This window comes from Leptospira yanagawae serovar Saopaulo str. Sao Paulo = ATCC 700523, from assembly GCF_000332475.2.
GTDB classification, from domain to species: Bacteria; Spirochaetota; Leptospiria; order Leptospirales; family Leptospiraceae; genus Leptospira_A; species Leptospira_A yanagawae.
In genome coordinates this window covers 72,442-91,173 of sequence record NZ_AOGX02000029.1, presented here as the reverse complement: position 1 = coordinate 91,173, position 18,732 = coordinate 72,442, and the positions used below count along the sequence as shown (strand labels likewise).

Sequence of the window (18,732 nt, the reverse complement as noted above, 5' to 3'; positions counted from 1 at the left end):
AAGAAGACCTTCATTAGCGGGAAACGGGACTTGAACCCGCGACCCTCTCCTTGGCAAGGAGATGCTCTACCGCTGAGCTATTCCCGCAGAAGGTTTGTGAAACCATCATTTGGAATCAGGACAAATCGGCAAGGAAAAAAGTCGAAAAGGATCAAACAAAACAAGTGTTGCAGAGGGTTACTGGATCCGAACCAGTCTTTTGGCATGTGGTTCCAGTTCCCCTAAGAGATTAGAAATTTTGTGCCTACGATTTCCCCTTTTTAAAAGCCTACCCAAATCCAACTAACAGACCTTTATCGGGAAGGCCAGTTTTGATTTGTCCAAGCTTGTTCCCAAAACATCCATTCGTAATTACAACTTTGTTGGAAGGCTAACTTCGCTCTGTTTTTGGTTTGTGTGTCAGCACCGGAAGCATATTTCTCTAACTTCGCGAGAAGATGGGTCATGTACTCGTTGAACCCAGGATCAGAATACATCTTTAACCAAGAGGCATAAGGATGGTCGTCTGGGATCGTACCTTTTTCGCGTAATAGGTGTTGGCCTAGTTCAATGTAAAGCCAAGGGCAAGGAGCAATTGCACAAAAGCCGTCGAGGACAGATCCCTTCAAGGCCGTGGTTACCATATGGTTTTGGTAGGCTAAATTATTGGGTGTTGGTTCTGTTTCGGCTATGGTTTTTGCATCATAATTTAAGGTTTTTCCATACCCAATGTGGAGTTGCCCTTCAACCACAAGAGCCATCCTTGCCGCATCGATGAGCCAAAGTTTGTCATCTGGATCTGTCACCTTTGTGGAAAGAATGGCACAAGCATCAGAAAATGATTCTAAGTATTTTGCATCTTGAATCTGGTAAAAACGAAAGAGTTTGGGATCAAGGGTGCCATCTGCCAATGCCAAAACGAAGGGATGTTGGAAGGATGCGCCAAAGGAAGTTTTGGCGTACGTTTTGCACTCGCTAGCAAATGGAGGGATGGGGAATGGACTTTGCATTGTATGATATCCTATTTTTCTAAAAGTGGTTTTAAGTAAGGGTAGACTGTGTCAGCCACAAGTTTATGACCTTCTTCAGTGGGATGGATTCCATCTTTTTGGTTCAGTTTCCGAATGCTTGCGACTTTCTCCAAAATAAATGGAACAAGAGGAACAGCCTCTTCCTTCGCAAGTTCAGGATAAATGGAGTTGAATGCATTTGCATATTTTTTACCCATATTGGGCGTTGCAACCATACCAACTAACAGTATTTTGGTGTTTGGGTATTGGGATTTGATTTGGCGGATCATAGTCCGTAGGTTTTCTTTTGTCACGGAAGGACTGATCCCACGTAACATATCATTCGCACCTAACTCGAGTAAAAATACAGTTGGCTTTTCCGCAAGCACCCACTCCAACCGCCCGAGACCACCACTCGTTGTATCCCCCGACACTCCAGCATTTGTCATTTGGTAAGAATAACCTTCGGAATTGATTTTGTTTGTGAGAATATGAGGCCAAGCGTCCTCATAATTTGCCAATCCATACCCTGCGGTTAAAGAATCTCCGAAATAAACAATTCGTTTGGTTTGGTTTAACTCATTGGTTTGCGAGGGTATTTCGTTTTTGGGTTCAGAAGGTTTTCCACAAACAATCAAAAAAAATAAAATAAAAAGTGTAAACAGATATCGCATCACATCTTAGATGGGGATAGAAATTAAAAAAAGCAAACTTTTTTAATTCAGATTCTGTTGATCAAATTTTGTTTTGCAGGAAGTGGGTTGGTCCACGAACGAAGTGTTTTAAAAAGGAAAAACAGATAACCAACCAAATTTCAACCTAATAGATTTTGTCCTCGTCGTAGAAAAAGGAAACTCCTGGCATGATGTAAAACTCTGTCACTGTGTGTTTGATAGAAGTTGACATTTCAGAAAAACCGATATACACACTACGTGCCGAATAATCTGTCCGTGGCACATTCCCTATGGTATCACCCAAATAGGTATCATAAGTTCGTTTTACGTCTTGGCGGATCATTCCAATGTCCAAGGTAAACCGGCAGTATTGAAAGGAAGTTTCTAAATTGAGAATGGTTCCCTTGTCTCTGACTTTCCCACCATAAGCAGGTAACACTGCAGAAAAATTAGATGTCCCATCACCATACACTTCTTGGATGATTTGAGAACCTAACACAGAAAAGTTTCCCTTCCTATCAAGTAGTTCCAATCGCCCGCGGATCTCCCACCAATCCCTAAGTTTTAATTTTGCATACACCCCTGGTAAAATCCCTTTCATCGAATATTCTGCGTTTGCATCCCCTCCAATCGACCATGTCACCTTATTGGGAACAGAAGCTTCTGGTCGACTTGTGGAATAAGAGCCGTAAGATATATTATTTCGTTCCGTATAACGATGGAAGTTGATGGAAGGTCCTATCATAAATATTTTTGTAATGGGGTGGGTATAAGAAAATCGTAAGTGTTGGCTTACCCCTTCAAACCGAAGTAACCGGTTCCCTTCAAAACTACTGGCCCAATACGTATCCGTTCGGGGTGATATAAAATTATTGGAAGCAGGTAAGTCACGACTATAAACCCCTAAGGAAGTATCTTCTGCGTATTGGATTTCATATTTGTTTTTATACCCATAACGGATGTCAAAAAACTGAGAATTGATTCCTAACTCTTTTGCTGGTTTATATGGGACGGAAAGGGGGGCTCCAGGTTCTGTAATCTGGCGAAAGACTGAATTTTGAAACCAAGCCGGACCCGTTTCATTGAGGATGGCAGGTGATAATTTTCCAATCCCCCAACCTCCCCGGATCATGAACCTGTGTTCATAGACCTTATTAAAAATTTCCATTGGAGTTTGGTTGTCTTCTCTTTCAGAAAGAGAGGGTGCAGGATTAGAATTTGCATTGGACTCCGGATTTGCACTTGGAGTTGGATTTGGATTTTGGACTGGGTTTCCTTTATCGACTGCACTGGTTTGGATTTTTTTTGGCTCAGCACCAGGCGCCAATGGTTTGGACTCTTCTGCTAGCAAAGAACCAAAACTGAATGCAAACACGAGTACAAAGACAAAGTGCAAAAACAAATTGAATCGAAAAAGATAAACCTGAAAATGATTAGTAAACAATGCGAACGGTCCCTACGTAAATTTCTGTCCTACGATTTTTTTTCTCAGCTAACATTGTATCTACGATTTTGTATTGGTCCGCATAACCATCCACTTCCTTAAATCGCTCTTCTGCGATTTTATGGACAAGTTTGAGTTCTTTTTTTACGGATTGGGATCTTTCTTTACTGAGTTTTAAGTTCATTGAAAAAGCTCCCACACTGTCAGTGTGACCACCAATCCTACAATTGGTTTCCGGATATGCTTCCATTGCATCCCCCACTTTTGCAATGAGTTCCTTTGCCTTAGGTGTGAGGGTTGATTTTCCAGAAGGAAAGGCAACGTCTCCATCGATAATGATGAGGAGTTCTCTTAGGCGTTTTTCATCGTCTTCGATTCGTTTGAGTTCTACACCTTTGGCAACAAGACTTCCACCCACTTCTTCAAAAGGTGTGCCAGTGTGTTCAAAATCACTTTTTAGTCCTTTGTATAATTTTTCCAAATACTCTGGGGTGCCCAATTTATCTAAGGAACCTACGGGCAAACTTCCCAAATGTTCACTGGGTTTCGATTCATCAATGTGGACACAGCCACAAAATTTTTGGAATGATTCCGATTCCATCCATTCTGGTTTGGTGGTGGTTTGGCATTCGAAAGCAAATAAGAACGAAAAGGATATGATCAATAAATTTCTAAACATAAAACAAACTGTCCTTATCATTTGCACCAAGTATAGAAATCAATTGTTAATTCTAAGAACTAGCTTTCAGAAATTAATTCCCAGAAGAGACAATTAATTTAACTTTTGTTTGCCACATAGTTTTAGGATATACACGCAATTTTTTTTCAACTAACAGCATTTGCTGAAAAGATAAACACTATCTAACATGAATTATGTGACAAAAAATCAGTCAATTTTTTAGAATAGATTTGCCACGAACAGAATGACTTCCATTTATAGTGTAATAAAAATAGAACCACAAATGGAAAATTTCGTATGATCTTCATTAAGCAGAAATCCCATATCATTATAACTTTATCCCTAGTATCTCTCCTAGTGGGATGCAGTGGTTCTGTATCTGCTGGTGACACATTTTTATTTGGTATCAGTGAACGTTTTGAACAAGCGTTCGGAAGTCGGGAAACACCTGCTTGTTCGAGTGATGTTACCATTTCTACAAAACTTGTTTCTCTTGTGGAAGATGGAGATGTGAATTCCACATTTAGCACCGTGAGTGAAAATGGATTAACTGATGTCGACACTGACGGCGGAACTGCTTGGGGGTATCGATCTTTCCAAACTTGTATTTACCCCAATGTTCCATTTAGCGGCAGTTTGGACATCCCCGTATCAATCACTTCCAATTATGGAACAAGGATCACATCTCTAAAAACTTTCCCAGCACCAGATGTTGCCATCCCCACCAAACTTACGTTTACTGGCAATGGAGTCGCAGTTAGGCAATGTTTTACTTTTACTGTCGCCCAAGATGCAGTGAGAAGTGCCAAGGTAGATCCAATGACAGTTGCCCTAGGAACCATGACCCAAAAAAATGGAAGTGGAGAAGAGGTTTCAGGAACTTACACGGGAAAAGATGCCTGCGATATTTCCGTTTCTCTTGAAGATGATGAAGGTCCTGGAGTTCGAGTTTCGAATATTTCTCGAGTCATGGAGGAACCAGGTCCTTCTGCCACTGCGACGAATGGAACCTTTCAAGTGAGGCTTCGTACTGCACCCACTGCCAATGTAACCATTCCCATCAATGAAGTGTTTGATTCTATCAATGCAAACAATAGAGAAGGAACGGCAAATCCGAAGACATTAACTTTCACCAATGCCAACTTTGCCACAGAACAAACGGTCACAATCAGTTCAGTTGACGATTTAGAAATTGATGGCATCAAAGTGTATACTGTCGAGGTATCCAATACGAGTAGTGCTGATGCCGATTATAATGGTATCAAACCAAGGAATGTGGTCGTTTACAATCGAGACCAAAGTGTTCCTGGTTATGCTTATATTCGCTTTGATTCTACGTCAGGGACAACTGGGTCAGCAGGTGGGGCGGTTAACCGATTTGCAACAGATGAAAGTAACCAATTGGGAACCAAGTATTCGAACTTCCAATTGAAACTAAGAACCAAACCAACAAACAATGTAACACTTTCCTTTTCTTCCAATTGTGGAAATAAGTGTACCATTTTGACTCCAACACTTACCTTTTCACCCACCGATTGGAATAACTACCAAACTTTCCGAGTCGAAGGAAAATCGGATTCAGCAAACACTGGGAATGCGGACTATACAGTTTCGTTTGTTGCTTCCTCTGCCGATGCCACTTACAATACGACAGTAGCGGAACCCACATTTAGCATACGTTCCTGTGATAACGATGGAACCCACTTGCTCCAACCTTGTAATTTTTCTGGTTCACCACGAGGAACTTCAGACAATCGATTGTCGGCAGTGGAGGGTGGATCCACCAATATTTGGTTAATTTCACAATCCAATCCTGGCTCTGATGTTACAATTGGTCTTTTGAGTTCCGATACCTCCGAAGGGACTGTCCCTGCAACTGTCACTGTCGGAACATCTAACTTTAATTTTATGGAATCAGGTGGAACAAACCAAATTGTGTTAACACATGTGGATGATGCCCTCGTTGATTTAAATCAAAATTGGACGGTAACAACATTAACATCTTCTGGTGGACTTACGTATGACCCAATCGATGTCTATGCGACTACCACAGACGACGAAAAGGCTTTTTATATTTCTCATGTGGGGAATACAAACGAAAATACAACCAACACAGCAACAGTATCCGTGTGTTTGGGTGGGAATAACCCGACGCAACCTGTCATCCTCAACATCAGTTGTAAATCGTATACAGCGGGAACTGCTGCTTCCGGTGAATGTGGAGCCATCACTTCTTCTCCAATCACCTTCCCTGTAAATAGTGAAGTGGAACCTGGAAATGCATCGGATGTTGGATGTGCAAGTTCTGCAAAAAAACAAACCTTTACTGTCACTGGACTTGATGATACCTATGCGGACGGGAACCAATCCTTCGATATCCAGTTTGTAATGGCGGCAAACACGGATACGAATTACCAAAATGCAGCAAATCCTGGAGACCATAGCATCACCAATGAAGACGATGAACCGGCAGGAAAGGCAATATTTGTCACCACTTCCAGTTACAACGGTGAAATGACGGCACAAGGGGTATTTGCAGCTGATGATACCTGTAACAATAATAAACCTGGCGGCGTACCCGCTGGAACTTATAAGGCTTTAATCGTCAGCAATAGTGGTGGAAGTGTGACAAACGATCGGATTCCAAATGGAACAAACTGGGTGTTAACTGCTGGTCGCCACTATTATCGATGTAACTCTTCTGGATATTCCAACTGCAGTGATGAACACTCAAGGCTTTTTATTGCAAATGGTACGGCAGGATTTGATCCAACAAATTTATTAAGAGAGTTTTCAACAATAGGTCATCACTATTGGACAGGTATGACGAATACGTTAACACCCGCTACTCAAGCTTCCACTCCTGCATGTACAGGCGATGGGCTAACCTACCGGCACAATTGCCACGGATTTACTTACCAAAACTGTCCATCATCACCTACAACCTTCCTATATGGTCAGTCGTGGACAATGAATTCAAGCACAAGTATCACAAGCCAAGAATCTGTTTGTTCCGAAACGAAACGACTCATCTGCGTCCAACAATAGATATAAGTTCATAAACGTTATCGATACTGAATGGAACCAAACCATTTCCATTCAGTAAAAACTTTCGAACTTCCTCTAATTTGCTTTCAGTTTTTCCTTTAAGGATTTTGCGGCCATCGCAAAACCGCCGTCAGCTCCATCAACAAAATGAACCTCATCAGAGGATGCAACTTTCAGAACACAGGTCATAAGTGACCTGTTCGAAACAAAAATTCCAAAGTGGAGCAAACCTTCCCTTTCCAACTGTTCTAAAAAACTTTCTAAAGCCAATCGGTGTTTTTTTGAACCATCAATCACCATTTTGAGAGTGCCATCATACTTTCTAAAATCAGCAGACATGACTTGGTATTCTTTAAGTCGATCCAATGAATAATGACCTGATTTGATCGGAAGTTTCCAATTGATGGCAAGGGCCATAAGTGTCCTTTCAATCCAAATTTGTAATAGTGTTAGGCGAAACTTCAACCCTGAATGTTTTCCTGTCCTTGCGACTGCTTCTTTACGTAAATGATCTCCATTGTCCAATTCAATTTGATTGAGACTGAGTGGGTGGTAATCTTTTTCTTCACCATATTCAGAACGTATAAAATTGAGAACTCTTGTCACAATTTTTTTACATACTTCCAAATCGGAATGGTTTGGTTTTACGATGAGAGAAACGATCTCTCCCCTTTCACTTGGGATGTCCTTCCAACGACAAGTAAAACCAGTGAAATCCGCAGGCAAAATCTTTTCGTTTTCCCGCACCAAATACGATTCGTCTTTTCCTTCTTTGATCCATTGTTCAGCAAGCGGGAGTGCCGTACCAAAGAGAGAACATTGCACATAATGATCGGACGCTTTGAACTTACTTAAAAATAATTCCGTACCGGCCCGATACAATTCTTGTACAGGTACAATCCCTGCCCTCATCTCCAAACCAAATGCCGCCTTTACTTGGGAGATTGTATCAGCAATTGCGGAACGAATGGGAAAAAGTAAATTGATAGGAAGTAAAAATGTAACCCCATCCCCACCAAACACAAAAGGAAAATCCATATGCCCATACACATTTGCCACAGCAATCGCAGTGAGTCCACCAGCAGTGTTTACGTCCTTATAACGCCCTTCTTCAATTGCCTTTGTAGAACCAACAATGTCTGTGATGAGAACGAACCAATCATCTGGAACTTTTGAGACGGTTGTCCCTTCAAAAATATTTTGAAATTTGGAACTGGCTTTTAGGTTTTTATAAAAATCATCCATTAAATAGTCAGACGAATCAAATCCCATAGTCAGGTGAGATTTTTCGTAGTTGTCTTAGAAAAGCGTATCTTAAAACCTATAAACATAGTCTATGAACCAAGTTCTCTTACGCACCTCGTTTTCCTTTTTCCTTTTGTTTGGATTTTTTGGATCTTCTTATTGTTTTGGTTTTTACCTGACAGAACTTGCAGCCAATGAACGAAAAGTTTGGTTAGATGAAAAAGCATGGTCCATCACCAATGGAATGACGGAAGAAGAACTGGTAGGTCAAACCATCCACATTGCCATTCCTTCAAAAACAGTTGACCAAACAGCTCTCGAAGAAATCAAACAAACGAAACCAGGTGGAATCATCCTCTTTGGAAAAAACTTAGGCAAAAAAGAAGAAATCCTTTCCCTAACAGAAAACTTACAACTGACTGCAAAAGAAAACGGCCTACCTCCGTTTCTCATCTCAACAGACCAAGAAGGCGGACGAGTATTCCGTGTACAAGATGGGATCACACATTACCCAGGGGCTATGGCAGTTGGCCAAACTGGCAAAAAAGAATGGGGTGAAGTTGTTGGATTTGTTACTTCTTACGAATTGAGAAACTTAGGTCTTAATTTTTTATTTGCTCCCGTTTTAGATATTAATAATAATCCACTCAATCCAGTCATTAACACACGTTCCTTTGGATCGGACGTCAATCGAGTGTCGGAAGTTGCTGTTGCTTATGAAAAAGGGGCAAGGGCTGGTGGGTGTTTGCCTGTGATCAAACATTTTCCAGGACATGGAGATACCACAGTCGATAGCCATTTAGGTCTGCCGATCATTAACAAAAGTTTACAAGACTTGGAACAGTTGGAACTAGTGCCTTTCAAACAATCGATATTAGGTGGTGCGGAAGCAGTTATGTCAGCCCATATCATGTATCCCAAAATCGATGCTAATTTTCCTGCCACACTTTCCAAAACCATCCTAACAGACATTTTGCGTAAATCCCTACAATTTGATGGAATCATCATTACCGATGCAATGGAAATGCACGCGATATCCAAAAATTATGAAAAAGATCGTCCAGGAGTCCTCACAATCCTTGCTGGTGCAAACATCGTCCTACTTACAAGTTGGGGAGAAACAGCTAGAAAATTCAAAGCACAACTCATGGATGCTTACAAAAAAGGTCAGTTTCGTTTTGTCGACAAAGAAGGAAAAGAACACGATATATTAAAATCAGCTGTCCAAAAACAAATTCGTAAAAAATTGGAACTGGGAATATACGATAAAAATTCTATTTCTCCTCAAATGTATGAAGAGAACCAAAAGCAGAAAGAGTATTTGGTAAATTGGGAAAAAGAAAGAAACGATCGTTATGCAAAACTAAACCAGTCCCAATTTTATGCAAAAGAAATCAACGAAGACTCGATTCGTGCGTATCCAAAATCAGTTGTGACAGCTACCATCATTCCAGAACAAACCATCTCCTTTGTTAAAAATGGAAAATTAAAAGAGTTTCTAAAAAACAGAAAGATCCAATCTTTTCCTTTGAAATCCTTTGTTAGTCTCACCAAACAAAAGGCATATTCCACCTATGTTTTTGATTCTACTTCGGAAGCCGAAATCAAATCCATTGTAGGACTTGCCAAAAAATACCCAAATAAACGATTCCTTGTGATGCATGGCGGGACTCCCTTCATCCAATTGCCAGAGTTACGTAATGTAGAGTATTTGTTATCGTTTTCACTGACTACAGGATCTTGGGAAGCTTTAGGTGCGAAACTCACTTCAGGAAAAGATATTCCAAAAGTAGATCTAATTTTACTAACAAAAGAAGCAAAGACACCTTCGATTGGTGCCTTTCCTGAAAGTTTATGAGTCTTTGAAGTGATTTATAAAATCAAATCATCTTCTTTAAGACAATACTTCTCTCACTCCACCACGTTTGCGGATTTCTTCATACAAAGATTTCCGCACTGACTCATCGGCATCTACAAAACGAAGTAAATACAAGTCTGACTTTTGTTTGGTGGGCATCATTTTCGCACGGATATGAAATTCAGGGCCTTTTTCAAAACTAAAACTCACTTCCCATAAGTCTTGGTGTTTCCAGATTTCTGGTGAGATGCCCGTTGGAAACGTAAACAAAATCCCTCGATCTGACAGACGTTCTGATAATGTGATGAATGGCTTGGCTGTTTCTTTGATATCAAATCGTTTTTCATTATTTTCTTTTTGGTCTTTGGCAATCCGTTTTAAAACTTCCAATTGTTTATCAATGTTTTCTTCGCTTAACATTAATTTGTTTTTATCTAATTCTAAATCCTTTTTCTGTTCCGGTGGTGGCCAAGGCGAAACTGTGAGTGAAATTTTATCCATTAACATCAAATGGGATTCACCTTTCCTTTCGATTTTCCCATTAAAATGAAAAATCACACCACTATCATTCGTGCGTATCACCCTTCCATCTAATAAATAACCACCGCTACTGGGACGAAACACATACAATTTTGCCTCCTTACCAGGAACAAGCAGGTCTTTTGAAATCCCTTTCGCAGATAACAACAATTCGTCGGATGTTTTTTGCATCACATAGGTAAGCTCTTCTCTTCCGTCAGCCTCAAGTGCTGCCACTTCACCAATGGTTAAGTCATTCAGAGATAAAATTTCTTTTTTGAATTCTACACCTGAACGAAAGAGTTTATCGAATAAATTTACTTCCTTTTCCGTTGTATTCGCATTTGATTTTAAAAAATAACGATAAAGTGCATTTTTAAGTTTGTTTCTATTTTCAGGTAATAGGTAAATTTCCCTTTCTTCTTCATTTAAATGATCATAAAAATCGCGTAGGATATTGAGTTCCACTTGGTTGCATTTTCTGGCAATGGCATACCTTTGGAATTCCACCCAATGGTTCACCACACTTGCTTGTTTGTTTTGTAAATAATTCATCAACTTTACGTAAATGAAGGCAGCAAGTCCCATAAGCACGATGTAAAAGATGTAGATTGTATCAAATTTTGGAAAAATCCAAACGACTTGTGCCATAAAATTCATAAATTACTTTTCCTCATATCTCTGTTGTGTCGAATGGAAGCAAGGTGAGTTCTTCCTACTTCAAAATTATCGGCAAAAATCCACTCCATGGGACAATAGTTCCCCAAGGGAATAAAAACGAAGCCCTACCCTTACTCGGGGCTCTACTCTTATGGGAAGGAGATGTCATATTAGAAAACCTTCCTGAAATCGCCGATGTCCAAAAGCTCATGGATGTCCTCCGCCATATTGGCGTGGAAATCACTTCCCTCGATACAAAAGGATCCTACCTCTTTCAGAAAAAAAATCCAGTGAAATCGGATTTACCATACGAACTTTGTTCCCAGCTCCGTGGCGCCGTAACTCTTGCAGGCCCAATCCTCGCAAGGACTGGGCGTGTCTTTCTACCAAAACCAGGTGGTGACAAAATTGGTAGGCGGCGGATGGACACCCACCTCCTCGCCCTCGAAGCCCTTGGTGCCAAAATCGAAGTCTTCCCAGATGGCTATATGATCACAGCTGACCGACTTTTCGGAAAGGACATCCTTCTTGATGAAACGTCTGTCACTGCCACTGAAAACGCTGTGATGGCAGCAGTTTTTGCAGAAGGCACCACCATCATTCGGAATGCCGCCTCTGAACCTCATGTGCAAGGACTTTGTCGTTTCCTAGTTGCTGCTGGTGCAAAAATTGAGGGGATAGGCACAAACCACCTAACCATCACAGGTGTAACTTCACTGTCCTCCCCCGAAGGTGGACTCAAACACCGCATCGGTTCCGACTATTTAGAAGTAGGATCCTTTATCAGCCTAGCAGCTGTTACTGGAGGAGAAATTCACATCACAGATGTCAATTTAGAAGACATCCGTATGATCCGAATGGTTTACTCAAGGTTAGGAATCGAAGTGAGGCCGACGGAGACAGGAATCCTTGTCCCTTCTGACCAAAAAATGGAAATCATCCCAGACTACCATGGAGCCACACCAAAAATCGATGATGCTCCATGGCCAGGTTTCCCGGCAGATATGACCTCAGTGGCCCTTGTCACAGCAACACAGTGCAAGGGAACTGTTCTCATCCATGAAAAACTCTTTGAATCCAGGCTCTTCTTTGTGGACAATATCATCGCAATGGGTGCTCAAATCATCCTTTGTGACCCACATCGAGCCATTGTGATTGGAGCCAATCGTTTGTATGGACAACGAGTGGCAAGCCCTGATATCCGTGCCGGAATGGCGATGATCATAGCAGCCCTTTGCGCAGAAGGACAAAGTGAGATCCATAACATTGTTCAAATTGACAGAGGGTTTGAGTCCATTGATACTAGGCTTCGTTCTCTTGGGGCTCAAATCGAAAGAATTCCGAGTTAAATGAAACGAAAGGATCTGTTTCGAGAAGGATTTAAATCCGTTTTCCAGTTTACCTTCACCAAGGCAGACGAAATCTCAGAAGCCATCAAAGAAGTTTGGAAAGAAGAATCAGATCCGAAACTCAATCCAAAAGCAAAGGCCAAGAAAAAAATTCGTTCGAAAGGTTCTAAAGATTCCTTAAACAAACTAAAATCGAAACCGACAGTTGTTCGGAAAAGAAAAACGAGAATGTTCCAAACCTTGTCCTTACCACCTGGGGCAAGTTCTGATTTTTTTTCCTTGTGTACGGGTTGTAATGAATGTATTTTTGCCTGCCCTTACGCCGTCTTATTCCCTGTTACAGAAGAAAACCAAAACCAATCCTTTCCTCATTTTGACCCCAATGCGAAAGCTTGCCATCTTTGTACGGATTGGCCATGTATCTCTGCCTGTCCTGAGGAAGCCCTACTACCGTACGAAGTGTCCGATACGACACCAAAGTTTGGTAAGGCGAAGTTATTAAAGGAATTTTGTATCAATGAGAAAACGGGAGAATCAACCTGTAATGCTTGTTTTGTTACCTGCCCAATCGAAAAAACCGTTAAATTTAAGGGGAATTTACCAGTTTTTTCACTTTCAAGTTGTACAGGTTGTGGACTTTGTGTAGAAACATGTCCAAGTTTTCCTAAAGCGATTCAAATCAAATTATTCAAAAATTAACGATCACCTATCAAACGTTTTAGAAAAAAAACGTCGCAAAACATCAAAAAATTGTTATTCGGTAAAAAAAATATCTTGAATTATTTGGAAATAAGAGAGATACTCTTGTTAGGGCAAGGGATTTCCCTTCGTCAAAAAAAATATAAATTAGTTTAAAGGAAAAAGAAAGCTATGGAACCACAAAAAGTAGGCCCAGGACAAATCGATAAAATTGCAGATGATCTAAAAAAAGACCCTGAGAAGTCGATTGGGAATTACCTTTTCAAAGGATTCAGAATCCAAATCTCCAAGTACAAAGCATCTGGAGCGGAGAGAGTTCAACAACTTTACAAAAGAAGAAGAGCGCAAGGTCTATGCATCGTTTGTGGTACAAAAGTAACTCGTAAGAACCCGGTAACAGGCATTCTTTACAGACTTTGTGATACTCATAGAGCAGAAATCGACCAAAAGAATAAAGAAAAAGCGAAAGCTAAAAAAGGAAAATAATTCCTTTTTCTATCTATTTTTCTAACTGAAAGGGGACATTGATCCCCTTTTTTGTTTACAGACAGTGTTTTCCAACTATCTTCATTTCCTATGAAAACTCTGTTACCCATTGTCCTTTTCGCTGCTTTTGGTTGTTCTCAAATGATTTGGCGTGATGCTACATTAGCGGAAGAAATTTCACCAAGCAATGACCCAAATTTCAACCTGATCCTAACGGTCCATTTCCAGGAAAAAGATTCTTGGAATCCGATGAATGGAACCACTGACAAACGAAATTACCAAAGTAAAATCAAATTGGTCCAAAATGAAAAAACAGGTGGGAAAGTGATTCGAGAATGGGAATTACCTTCTTGGTCCTTAGGAGATGGAATTTTTTACCATACTCTATCCAAATCACTTTTCGTACTCGTGGGAAAGGATGATGAATACGGAACCTTAAACCAAACCCTCTCCATCTATCCTGAATCTGGGGGCGCTTTTTCGTACCCTGCCACACCTGAGAAAAAAATCATTTTCCAAATGGCTCCTTCACCAAATGGAAATTTGGTGGCACTTGTTACCGCAAACCCAACAGGAGAGGGAGAATTTACAGAATTTGAATTGAACCTACTCCAAGTTTCAGACAAAAAAATCCAATCCTATCCCATCAGCTTTTGGACAGCCTTACCCCTTTATGGAATCCGATGGTCAGAAGATGGACAAAATCTTTTCCTTCGCACTCCTGACAAGATCCTCGTTTGGACGGGAAAAGAACTGAAAGAAGCAAAGTCCTTTCCAGACTGTTATACCGTTTCCACCAATTTTGGGAAATGGGCCTATGAATCGGCAAGTATGGGAGAAGGTGGGAACGTGGTTCTTGGGAAAAAGCTCCCTTCCCCTAAACAAATTGCAAACTTAGACCAAATCAAACTCTGTCGATAAGAAATCGGGAAAGAGGTTCCAGGTGGGTTCCTGGCCTCAATTCGCTTGATTTAATTATGTCACATGATTGGATGAGTGAAAAGCGTCCATGATCGAAAAAAAATTCACAGAACAAATCGATGCCATTTCGAAGTATCTCAATGTTGTCGAAAAAATCGAACCCATTCGTAAGAGTGGGGTCGTTGTTTCTGTTGTGGGCAATGTCATTTATTCACAAGGTCCTCCCGATTCTAAAGTGGGTGAGATCTTAGAAGTCGAAAGAGGTTCTGACAAAGGTTATCTGCCTTGTGTTCTAGTTGGATTCAAAGACCACCTCTACACCTTAATGCCATTAGGTGATACACAAGAGATATTCCCGCATGCCTTTGTGTTTTCTTCTGGAAGGCAAATCACTTTAAATGTAGGACCAGAACTCTTAGGACGAGTGTTAAATGGTCTTGGAAAACCAATTGATAGCAAAGGGATTCTCATCACCAAAGAAGAAAGAGCGTCCGAACCAAGATTCTTAAACCCTCTCGATCGACCACCCATCACCGAAATTTTAGAAACAGGAGTCCGGGCCATCGACGGGATGTTAACTGTTGGTCGTGGGCAAAGGATAGGAATTTTTTCGGGATCTGGTGTTGGTAAATCAAGTTTACTCGGAATGATTGCCCGTTATACAAACGCCGATGTCAACGTAGTGGCTCTGATCGGCGAAAGGGGCCGTGAAGTAAATGAGTTCCTCCATGTGGAACTTGGGAAAGAGGCGCTAACGAAATCGGTCGTTTTTGTTGCCACTTCCGATTCTTCCAAAATGGAACAAGTGAGTTGTGCAAACTTGGCATGTTCTGCTGCAGAATACTTCCGTGAAAAAGGAATGTCTGTCAATTTGTATATGGATTCCCTAACAAGGTATGCGGAAGCACTTCGTGAATTGTCCATTGGGGAACCTGTCGTTACAAAAGGGTATGCTTCCAGTGTGTTCACCAAAATGGCAAAACTTGTAGAACGAGCAGGAACTTCACATAACGGCGGTTCTATCACTGGGTTTTATACTGTGCTGACAGATGCCGAAGACGATATGGATGATATCGTAGCAGATAAAGTACGTGGGTTTATTGATGGTCACATTGTACTCACAAGAAAACTGGCAGAACAAAGCCATTACCCTGCGATTGATGTTCCTTCTTCATTATCACGGCTAATGCAAAAGATTGTCAACGAAGACCATTATATGCGTGCATCCATCGTTCGTGAACTCATTTCCAAATACAAAAATTCTGAAGACATCATATTACTCAATGCCTATGTCAGAGGTGCAGATGAAAAAATTGATATGGCCATCGATAAAAAATCGCAAATTGATGATTATTTGAGGCAAAGGATTGAGGAAAAATCTTCTTACAACGAAGCCATCAAACGATTAGAGCAAATTTTACAATCCTCTTCTCGAAACGAGGATGAATTTTAGTGATTTTTTGGTTTAAATTCGATTCACTGATTTATTTCTAAATAATTTTCGAAATCCAATGGATTTTGATTCAAATTCTATGGAATTAAAATCATATTTCATTTTCTTTCAGCGAAAATCATTTACTGATTAAGATAAAAGTGTAGAAGCAATCACTCTATTTCCAAAATCACAAGAGTTACGTCATCATCAGGAGTTCGATCACCTGTAAACTCTTTGATCTTCTCGAGTAACAAACGTTTGGATTCTGTCAAAGGATACCCACTATAACGATTGGACATCGATTCCCAATTTTCTTGTCCAATCATCTCTTTTTTGGAATTTGTTGCTTCAGTAATACCATCCGTATACAACACAATCCTATCTCCCGATTGGATTTTCATATGGTCTTCTTGGATATCGAGTTCCGGGATCCATCCAATGAGTTTTCCTTGTGGCATACTAAGTTTGGGTTTGGGTTCACCTTTTCGGTTTAAAATAAGAGGAGGATGGCCGCAACGTGCATGTATCATTTCCTTGGTATCTAAATTGATATACACATAGGAAGCGGTGACAAAGGCTCCTTTCATTTTTCCCAGTAATGTGGAATTGATTTGGTTTAGAAGTTGTGCTGGTTCTTTTGCAAGTCTCACTTGTGTGGAAAAAGCGATTTTTAACATTGCCGATACTAGGGCTGCAGGGATACCGTGACCAGATACGTCAGCGACAAGAACACCTAACTCTGTTTCAGAGATGGCATGGAAATCAAAAAAATCTCCCCCGATACTGTCCATCGGTTCGTAATAAAACTCAGTTTTGATCCCAACTACATTTGGTGCTTCCTCTGGTAAAATGGAATATTGGAGTTTTCTTGCTAAACCCAATTCATTTTGAATGGCAATAAATTTGTTTTGTTCTTCTACTGCCTTTTTTAAGGTAATGAGATTTTTGGCTCTAGAGATTAATTCACGTTTGTCGAATGGTTTCGCAAGATAATCATTCCCACCTGCTTCGAGAGCGGCAATGATGTCAGCGATTTGATTTTTGGCTGTTAAAAACAAAATAGGTAGTTGGTATAAGGAATACGATTCACGTAACACTGTACATACATCATAACCACTCATCCCGGGCATCATAATATCGAGTAACATCAGTTCAAATGGACCTTCATCCCTAACAAGACGAATTGCATCTACACCATTTGAAGCTTCACTTACATCACAACCAATCAGTGTTAAGTGATTCTTCAAAACATGACGGTTGATGGGTTCATCATCTACAACGATGACTTTTAGCTTTTCCCCTTCAAATTCTTCCTCGGCATCTTCAATCGGTTCAAATTCAAAATTATCCCCACCAAACCACATCTCGGTTTTTTTCATCTGTGGTTTTTCCATAGGGATCTCCCCTTCCCTAGCAAGTGGCAATGAAAAGGAAAACTTCGAACCTTGTCCAGGAGTTGATTCTACCCAAATGTTACCACCATGCAGTTCCACCAAACGTTTGGAGATGGCAAGCCCTAGCCCTGTTCCACCAAACTTACGTGTGGTGGAGGAATCAACTTGTTCAAATGACCGGAAGATATCAGAAAATTTGTCTTTTGGAATTCCAATCCCCGTATCGTTTACGGAGATGACTGCCATTTTGTCCACGATCTCACAAGAAACTTCAATGCGACCTTTTTCCGTAAACTTAATCGCGTTCCCAATTACATTGAATAAAATCTGTTGGAGTCTCGCTTCATCGCCTAAAATTGGGGGAAAATCGATTGGCACATTATTTCTAACAGTCAGATTTTTTGTTACATACAATGGCCGTGAAATCACAAGGACAAAATCACAGATTTGGTGAAGGTCAATTGCCTTTAGGTCCAAATCTAAATCTCGATTTTTCATTTTAGAAAAATCTAAGATATCATCCACAAGGGAAGACAATCGTTTCCCGGAACTCACTATCATTCCTAAATTTTGTCTTTGTTCTTGGTTGAGTTTCCCGCCAATTCCATCAAACATCGATTCGGCGATTCCAATGATTCCATTTAGGGGAGTTTTTAATTCATGGGAAGTATTTGCTAAAAATTCATCTTTCAATTTGTCGAGTGCAAGCAATCGTTTGGAAAGAGTTTCCACTTCAGAGAATGCTTTGCTAAACCTTCTCGAGAGAGTGAGTGATTGGACAAGGATAAAAACAAAAATACCAATTGGAATTGCTTCTACGGAATAAAATATTTGATTTGCATTTAACAAATCGACAAGGGCAGCACTGGCTACCGTGCAGATACCTACTAAAAACAAAAACCCACTTTCTTTTTTATGAAAGGCGGCTCGGAACACACCTTGCAAAATCATCAAAATTCCAAACAAAAAGACAATTTGGAAATACGCATTTAACTCTGTGTACATTTCCGTTGGTAAAAGGAATAAAAAAGAAATGAATAAAAGTGTCGGAACTAAAAGTGAACGGTGCATCCATTTTGGATAAAAATCTGGATAAAATTCTCGAAAAAAAGCAAAGAACAAATATGGGGAAAGATAAAAGGTGAAGTATTCAATTCGTAAACATACATTCCAACTTAATATTGGAGTGAGTTCATTAAAGATAAAACGTTCTCCTGTAAACAATGTCCTGAGTGCCAAAAGCAGCGCAGCAAAGCCAAATAATAAATTTGACCTGCTCCCCAAAAACTGCACCGATATTTAAGTTAGTTTTCTCCGATATTAAGGAGAGAG

The 18,732-nt window shown here is 40.4% G+C and carries 14 protein-coding genes and 1 tRNA gene; 7 read left to right on the top strand and 8 right to left on the bottom strand.

What is annotated here, in order from left to right; all coding sequences use genetic code 11:
* Positions 1 to 15 precede the first annotated feature (15 nt).
* The 5 genes from LEP1GSC202_RS14530 to LEP1GSC202_RS14510 form a co-directional block, all read right to left on the bottom strand.
* Positions 16 to 87 (bottom strand) — tRNA-Gly (locus LEP1GSC202_RS14530).
* Positions 88 to 293: 206 nt separating this feature from the next.
* Positions 294 to 989, bottom strand: a complete 696-nt coding sequence (locus LEP1GSC202_RS14525) for a TenA family protein (protein WP_015678521.1) — start codon at positions 987 to 989, stop codon at positions 294 to 296.
* 11 nt (positions 990 to 1,000) lie between these two features.
* On the bottom strand, positions 1,001 to 1,663 hold the full coding sequence (locus tag LEP1GSC202_RS14520) for an arylesterase (RefSeq protein ID WP_015678498.1): 663 nt from the start codon (positions 1,661 to 1,663) through the stop codon (positions 1,001 to 1,003).
* Between the two features lie 145 nt (positions 1,664 to 1,808).
* On the bottom strand, positions 1,809 to 3,065 hold the full coding sequence (locus LEP1GSC202_RS14515) for a hypothetical protein (protein ID WP_425256026.1): 1,257 nt from the start codon (positions 3,063 to 3,065) through the stop codon (positions 1,809 to 1,811).
* A gap of 31 nt (positions 3,066 to 3,096) precedes the next feature.
* The gene (locus tag LEP1GSC202_RS14510; RefSeq protein WP_015678467.1) at positions 3,097 to 3,786 is read right to left on the bottom strand and encodes an OmpA family protein; all 690 of its coding nucleotides are present in this window, start codon (positions 3,784 to 3,786) and stop codon (positions 3,097 to 3,099) included.
* Between the two features lie 297 nt (positions 3,787 to 4,083).
* Here LEP1GSC202_RS14510 and LEP1GSC202_RS14505 point away from each other — a divergent pair, with 297 nt between their 5' ends.
* On the top strand, positions 4,084 to 6,834 hold the full coding sequence (locus LEP1GSC202_RS14505) for a lipoprotein (protein WP_015678484.1): 2,751 nt from the start codon (positions 4,084 to 4,086) through the stop codon (positions 6,832 to 6,834).
* A 75-nt stretch (positions 6,835 to 6,909) separates the two neighbouring features.
* On the opposite strand, the gene LEP1GSC202_RS14500 is transcribed toward LEP1GSC202_RS14505, so the two are convergent.
* The gene (locus LEP1GSC202_RS14500; protein ID WP_039929125.1) at positions 6,910 to 8,079 is read right to left on the bottom strand and encodes a DUF3095 domain-containing protein; all 1,170 of its coding nucleotides are present in this window, start codon (positions 8,077 to 8,079) and stop codon (positions 6,910 to 6,912) included.
* Between the two features lie 91 nt (positions 8,080 to 8,170).
* Here LEP1GSC202_RS14500 and LEP1GSC202_RS14495 point away from each other — a divergent pair, with 91 nt between their 5' ends.
* On the top strand, positions 8,171 to 9,937 hold the full coding sequence (locus LEP1GSC202_RS14495; protein WP_015678511.1) for a glycoside hydrolase family 3 protein: 1,767 nt from the start codon (positions 8,171 to 8,173) through the stop codon (positions 9,935 to 9,937).
* Between the two features lie 36 nt (positions 9,938 to 9,973).
* Here the strand turns inward: LEP1GSC202_RS14495 and LEP1GSC202_RS14490 are convergent, their stop codons facing one another.
* Positions 9,974 to 11,116 carry a hypothetical protein gene (locus tag LEP1GSC202_RS14490; RefSeq protein WP_015678443.1) on the bottom strand — a complete coding sequence of 381 codons (1,143 nt, stop codon included), beginning with the start codon at positions 11,114 to 11,116 and terminating at the stop codon, positions 9,974 to 9,976.
* A gap of 44 nt (positions 11,117 to 11,160) precedes the next feature.
* Between LEP1GSC202_RS14490 and murA the strand changes: the two genes are divergently transcribed.
* The 5 genes from murA (at position 11,161) to LEP1GSC202_RS14465 (ending at position 16,024) form a co-directional block, all read left to right on the top strand.
* On the top strand, positions 11,161 to 12,465 hold the full coding sequence (gene murA / locus LEP1GSC202_RS14485; RefSeq protein WP_015678491.1) for a UDP-N-acetylglucosamine 1-carboxyvinyltransferase: 1,305 nt from the start codon (positions 11,161 to 11,163) through the stop codon (positions 12,463 to 12,465).
* The gene (locus LEP1GSC202_RS14480; protein WP_015678546.1) at positions 12,466 to 13,164 is read left to right on the top strand and encodes a 4Fe-4S dicluster domain-containing protein; all 699 of its coding nucleotides are present in this window, start codon (positions 12,466 to 12,468) and stop codon (positions 13,162 to 13,164) included.
* Positions 13,165 to 13,335: 171 nt separating this feature from the next.
* Entirely contained in the window at positions 13,336 to 13,650 is a 315-nt protein-coding gene (locus tag LEP1GSC202_RS14475; protein ID WP_015678495.1) for an LIC10235 family protein, read from the top strand.
* A gap of 141 nt (positions 13,651 to 13,791) precedes the next feature.
* Positions 13,792 to 14,571 carry a hypothetical protein gene (locus LEP1GSC202_RS14470; protein WP_039929124.1) on the top strand — a complete coding sequence of 260 codons (780 nt, stop codon included), beginning with the start codon at positions 13,792 to 13,794 and terminating at the stop codon, positions 14,569 to 14,571.
* An 88-nt stretch (positions 14,572 to 14,659) separates the two neighbouring features.
* Complete coding sequence (locus LEP1GSC202_RS14465) at positions 14,660 to 16,024, top strand: FliI/YscN family ATPase (protein WP_015678485.1); 1,365 nt, start codon at positions 14,660 to 14,662, stop codon at positions 16,022 to 16,024.
* Between the two features lie 152 nt (positions 16,025 to 16,176).
* Here LEP1GSC202_RS14465 and LEP1GSC202_RS14460 read toward each other — a convergent pair whose 3' ends face one another.
* Positions 16,177 to 18,693 (bottom strand): SpoIIE family protein phosphatase, encoded by a 2,517-nt coding sequence (locus LEP1GSC202_RS14460; protein WP_244147732.1) that lies wholly within the window; start codon positions 18,691 to 18,693, stop codon positions 16,177 to 16,179.
* Positions 18,694 to 18,732 lie beyond the last annotated feature (39 nt).

Bases quoted from the DNA above. Each gene is read 5' to 3' on its own strand.
- LEP1GSC202_RS14525 (WP_015678521.1), bottom strand. From the start codon at position 989: ATGCAAAGTCCATTCCCCATCCCTCCATTTGCTAGCGAGTGCAAAACG.
- LEP1GSC202_RS14520 (WP_015678498.1), bottom strand. From the start codon at position 1,663: ATGCGATATCTGTTTACACTTTTTATTTTATTTTTTTTGATTGTTTGT.
- LEP1GSC202_RS14510 (WP_015678467.1), bottom strand. From the start codon at position 3,786: ATGTTTAGAAATTTATTGATCATATCCTTTTCGTTCTTATTTGCTTTC.
- LEP1GSC202_RS14505 (WP_015678484.1), top strand. From the start codon at position 4,084: ATGATCTTCATTAAGCAGAAATCCCATATCATTATAACTTTATCCCTA.
- LEP1GSC202_RS14500 (WP_039929125.1), bottom strand. From the start codon at position 8,079: ATGGATGATTTTTATAAAAACCTAAAAGCCAGTTCCAAATTTCAAAAT.
- LEP1GSC202_RS14495 (WP_015678511.1), top strand. From the start codon at position 8,171: ATGAACCAAGTTCTCTTACGCACCTCGTTTTCCTTTTTCCTTTTGTTT.
- LEP1GSC202_RS14490 (WP_015678443.1), bottom strand. From the start codon at position 11,116: ATGAATTTTATGGCACAAGTCGTTTGGATTTTTCCAAAATTTGATACA.
- LEP1GSC202_RS14480 (WP_015678546.1), top strand. From the start codon at position 12,466: ATGAAACGAAAGGATCTGTTTCGAGAAGGATTTAAATCCGTTTTCCAG.
- LEP1GSC202_RS14475 (WP_015678495.1), top strand. From the start codon at position 13,336: ATGGAACCACAAAAAGTAGGCCCAGGACAAATCGATAAAATTGCAGAT.
- LEP1GSC202_RS14470 (WP_039929124.1), top strand. From the start codon at position 13,792: ATGATTTGGCGTGATGCTACATTAGCGGAAGAAATTTCACCAAGCAAT.
- LEP1GSC202_RS14465 (WP_015678485.1), top strand. From the start codon at position 14,660: ATGATCGAAAAAAAATTCACAGAACAAATCGATGCCATTTCGAAGTAT.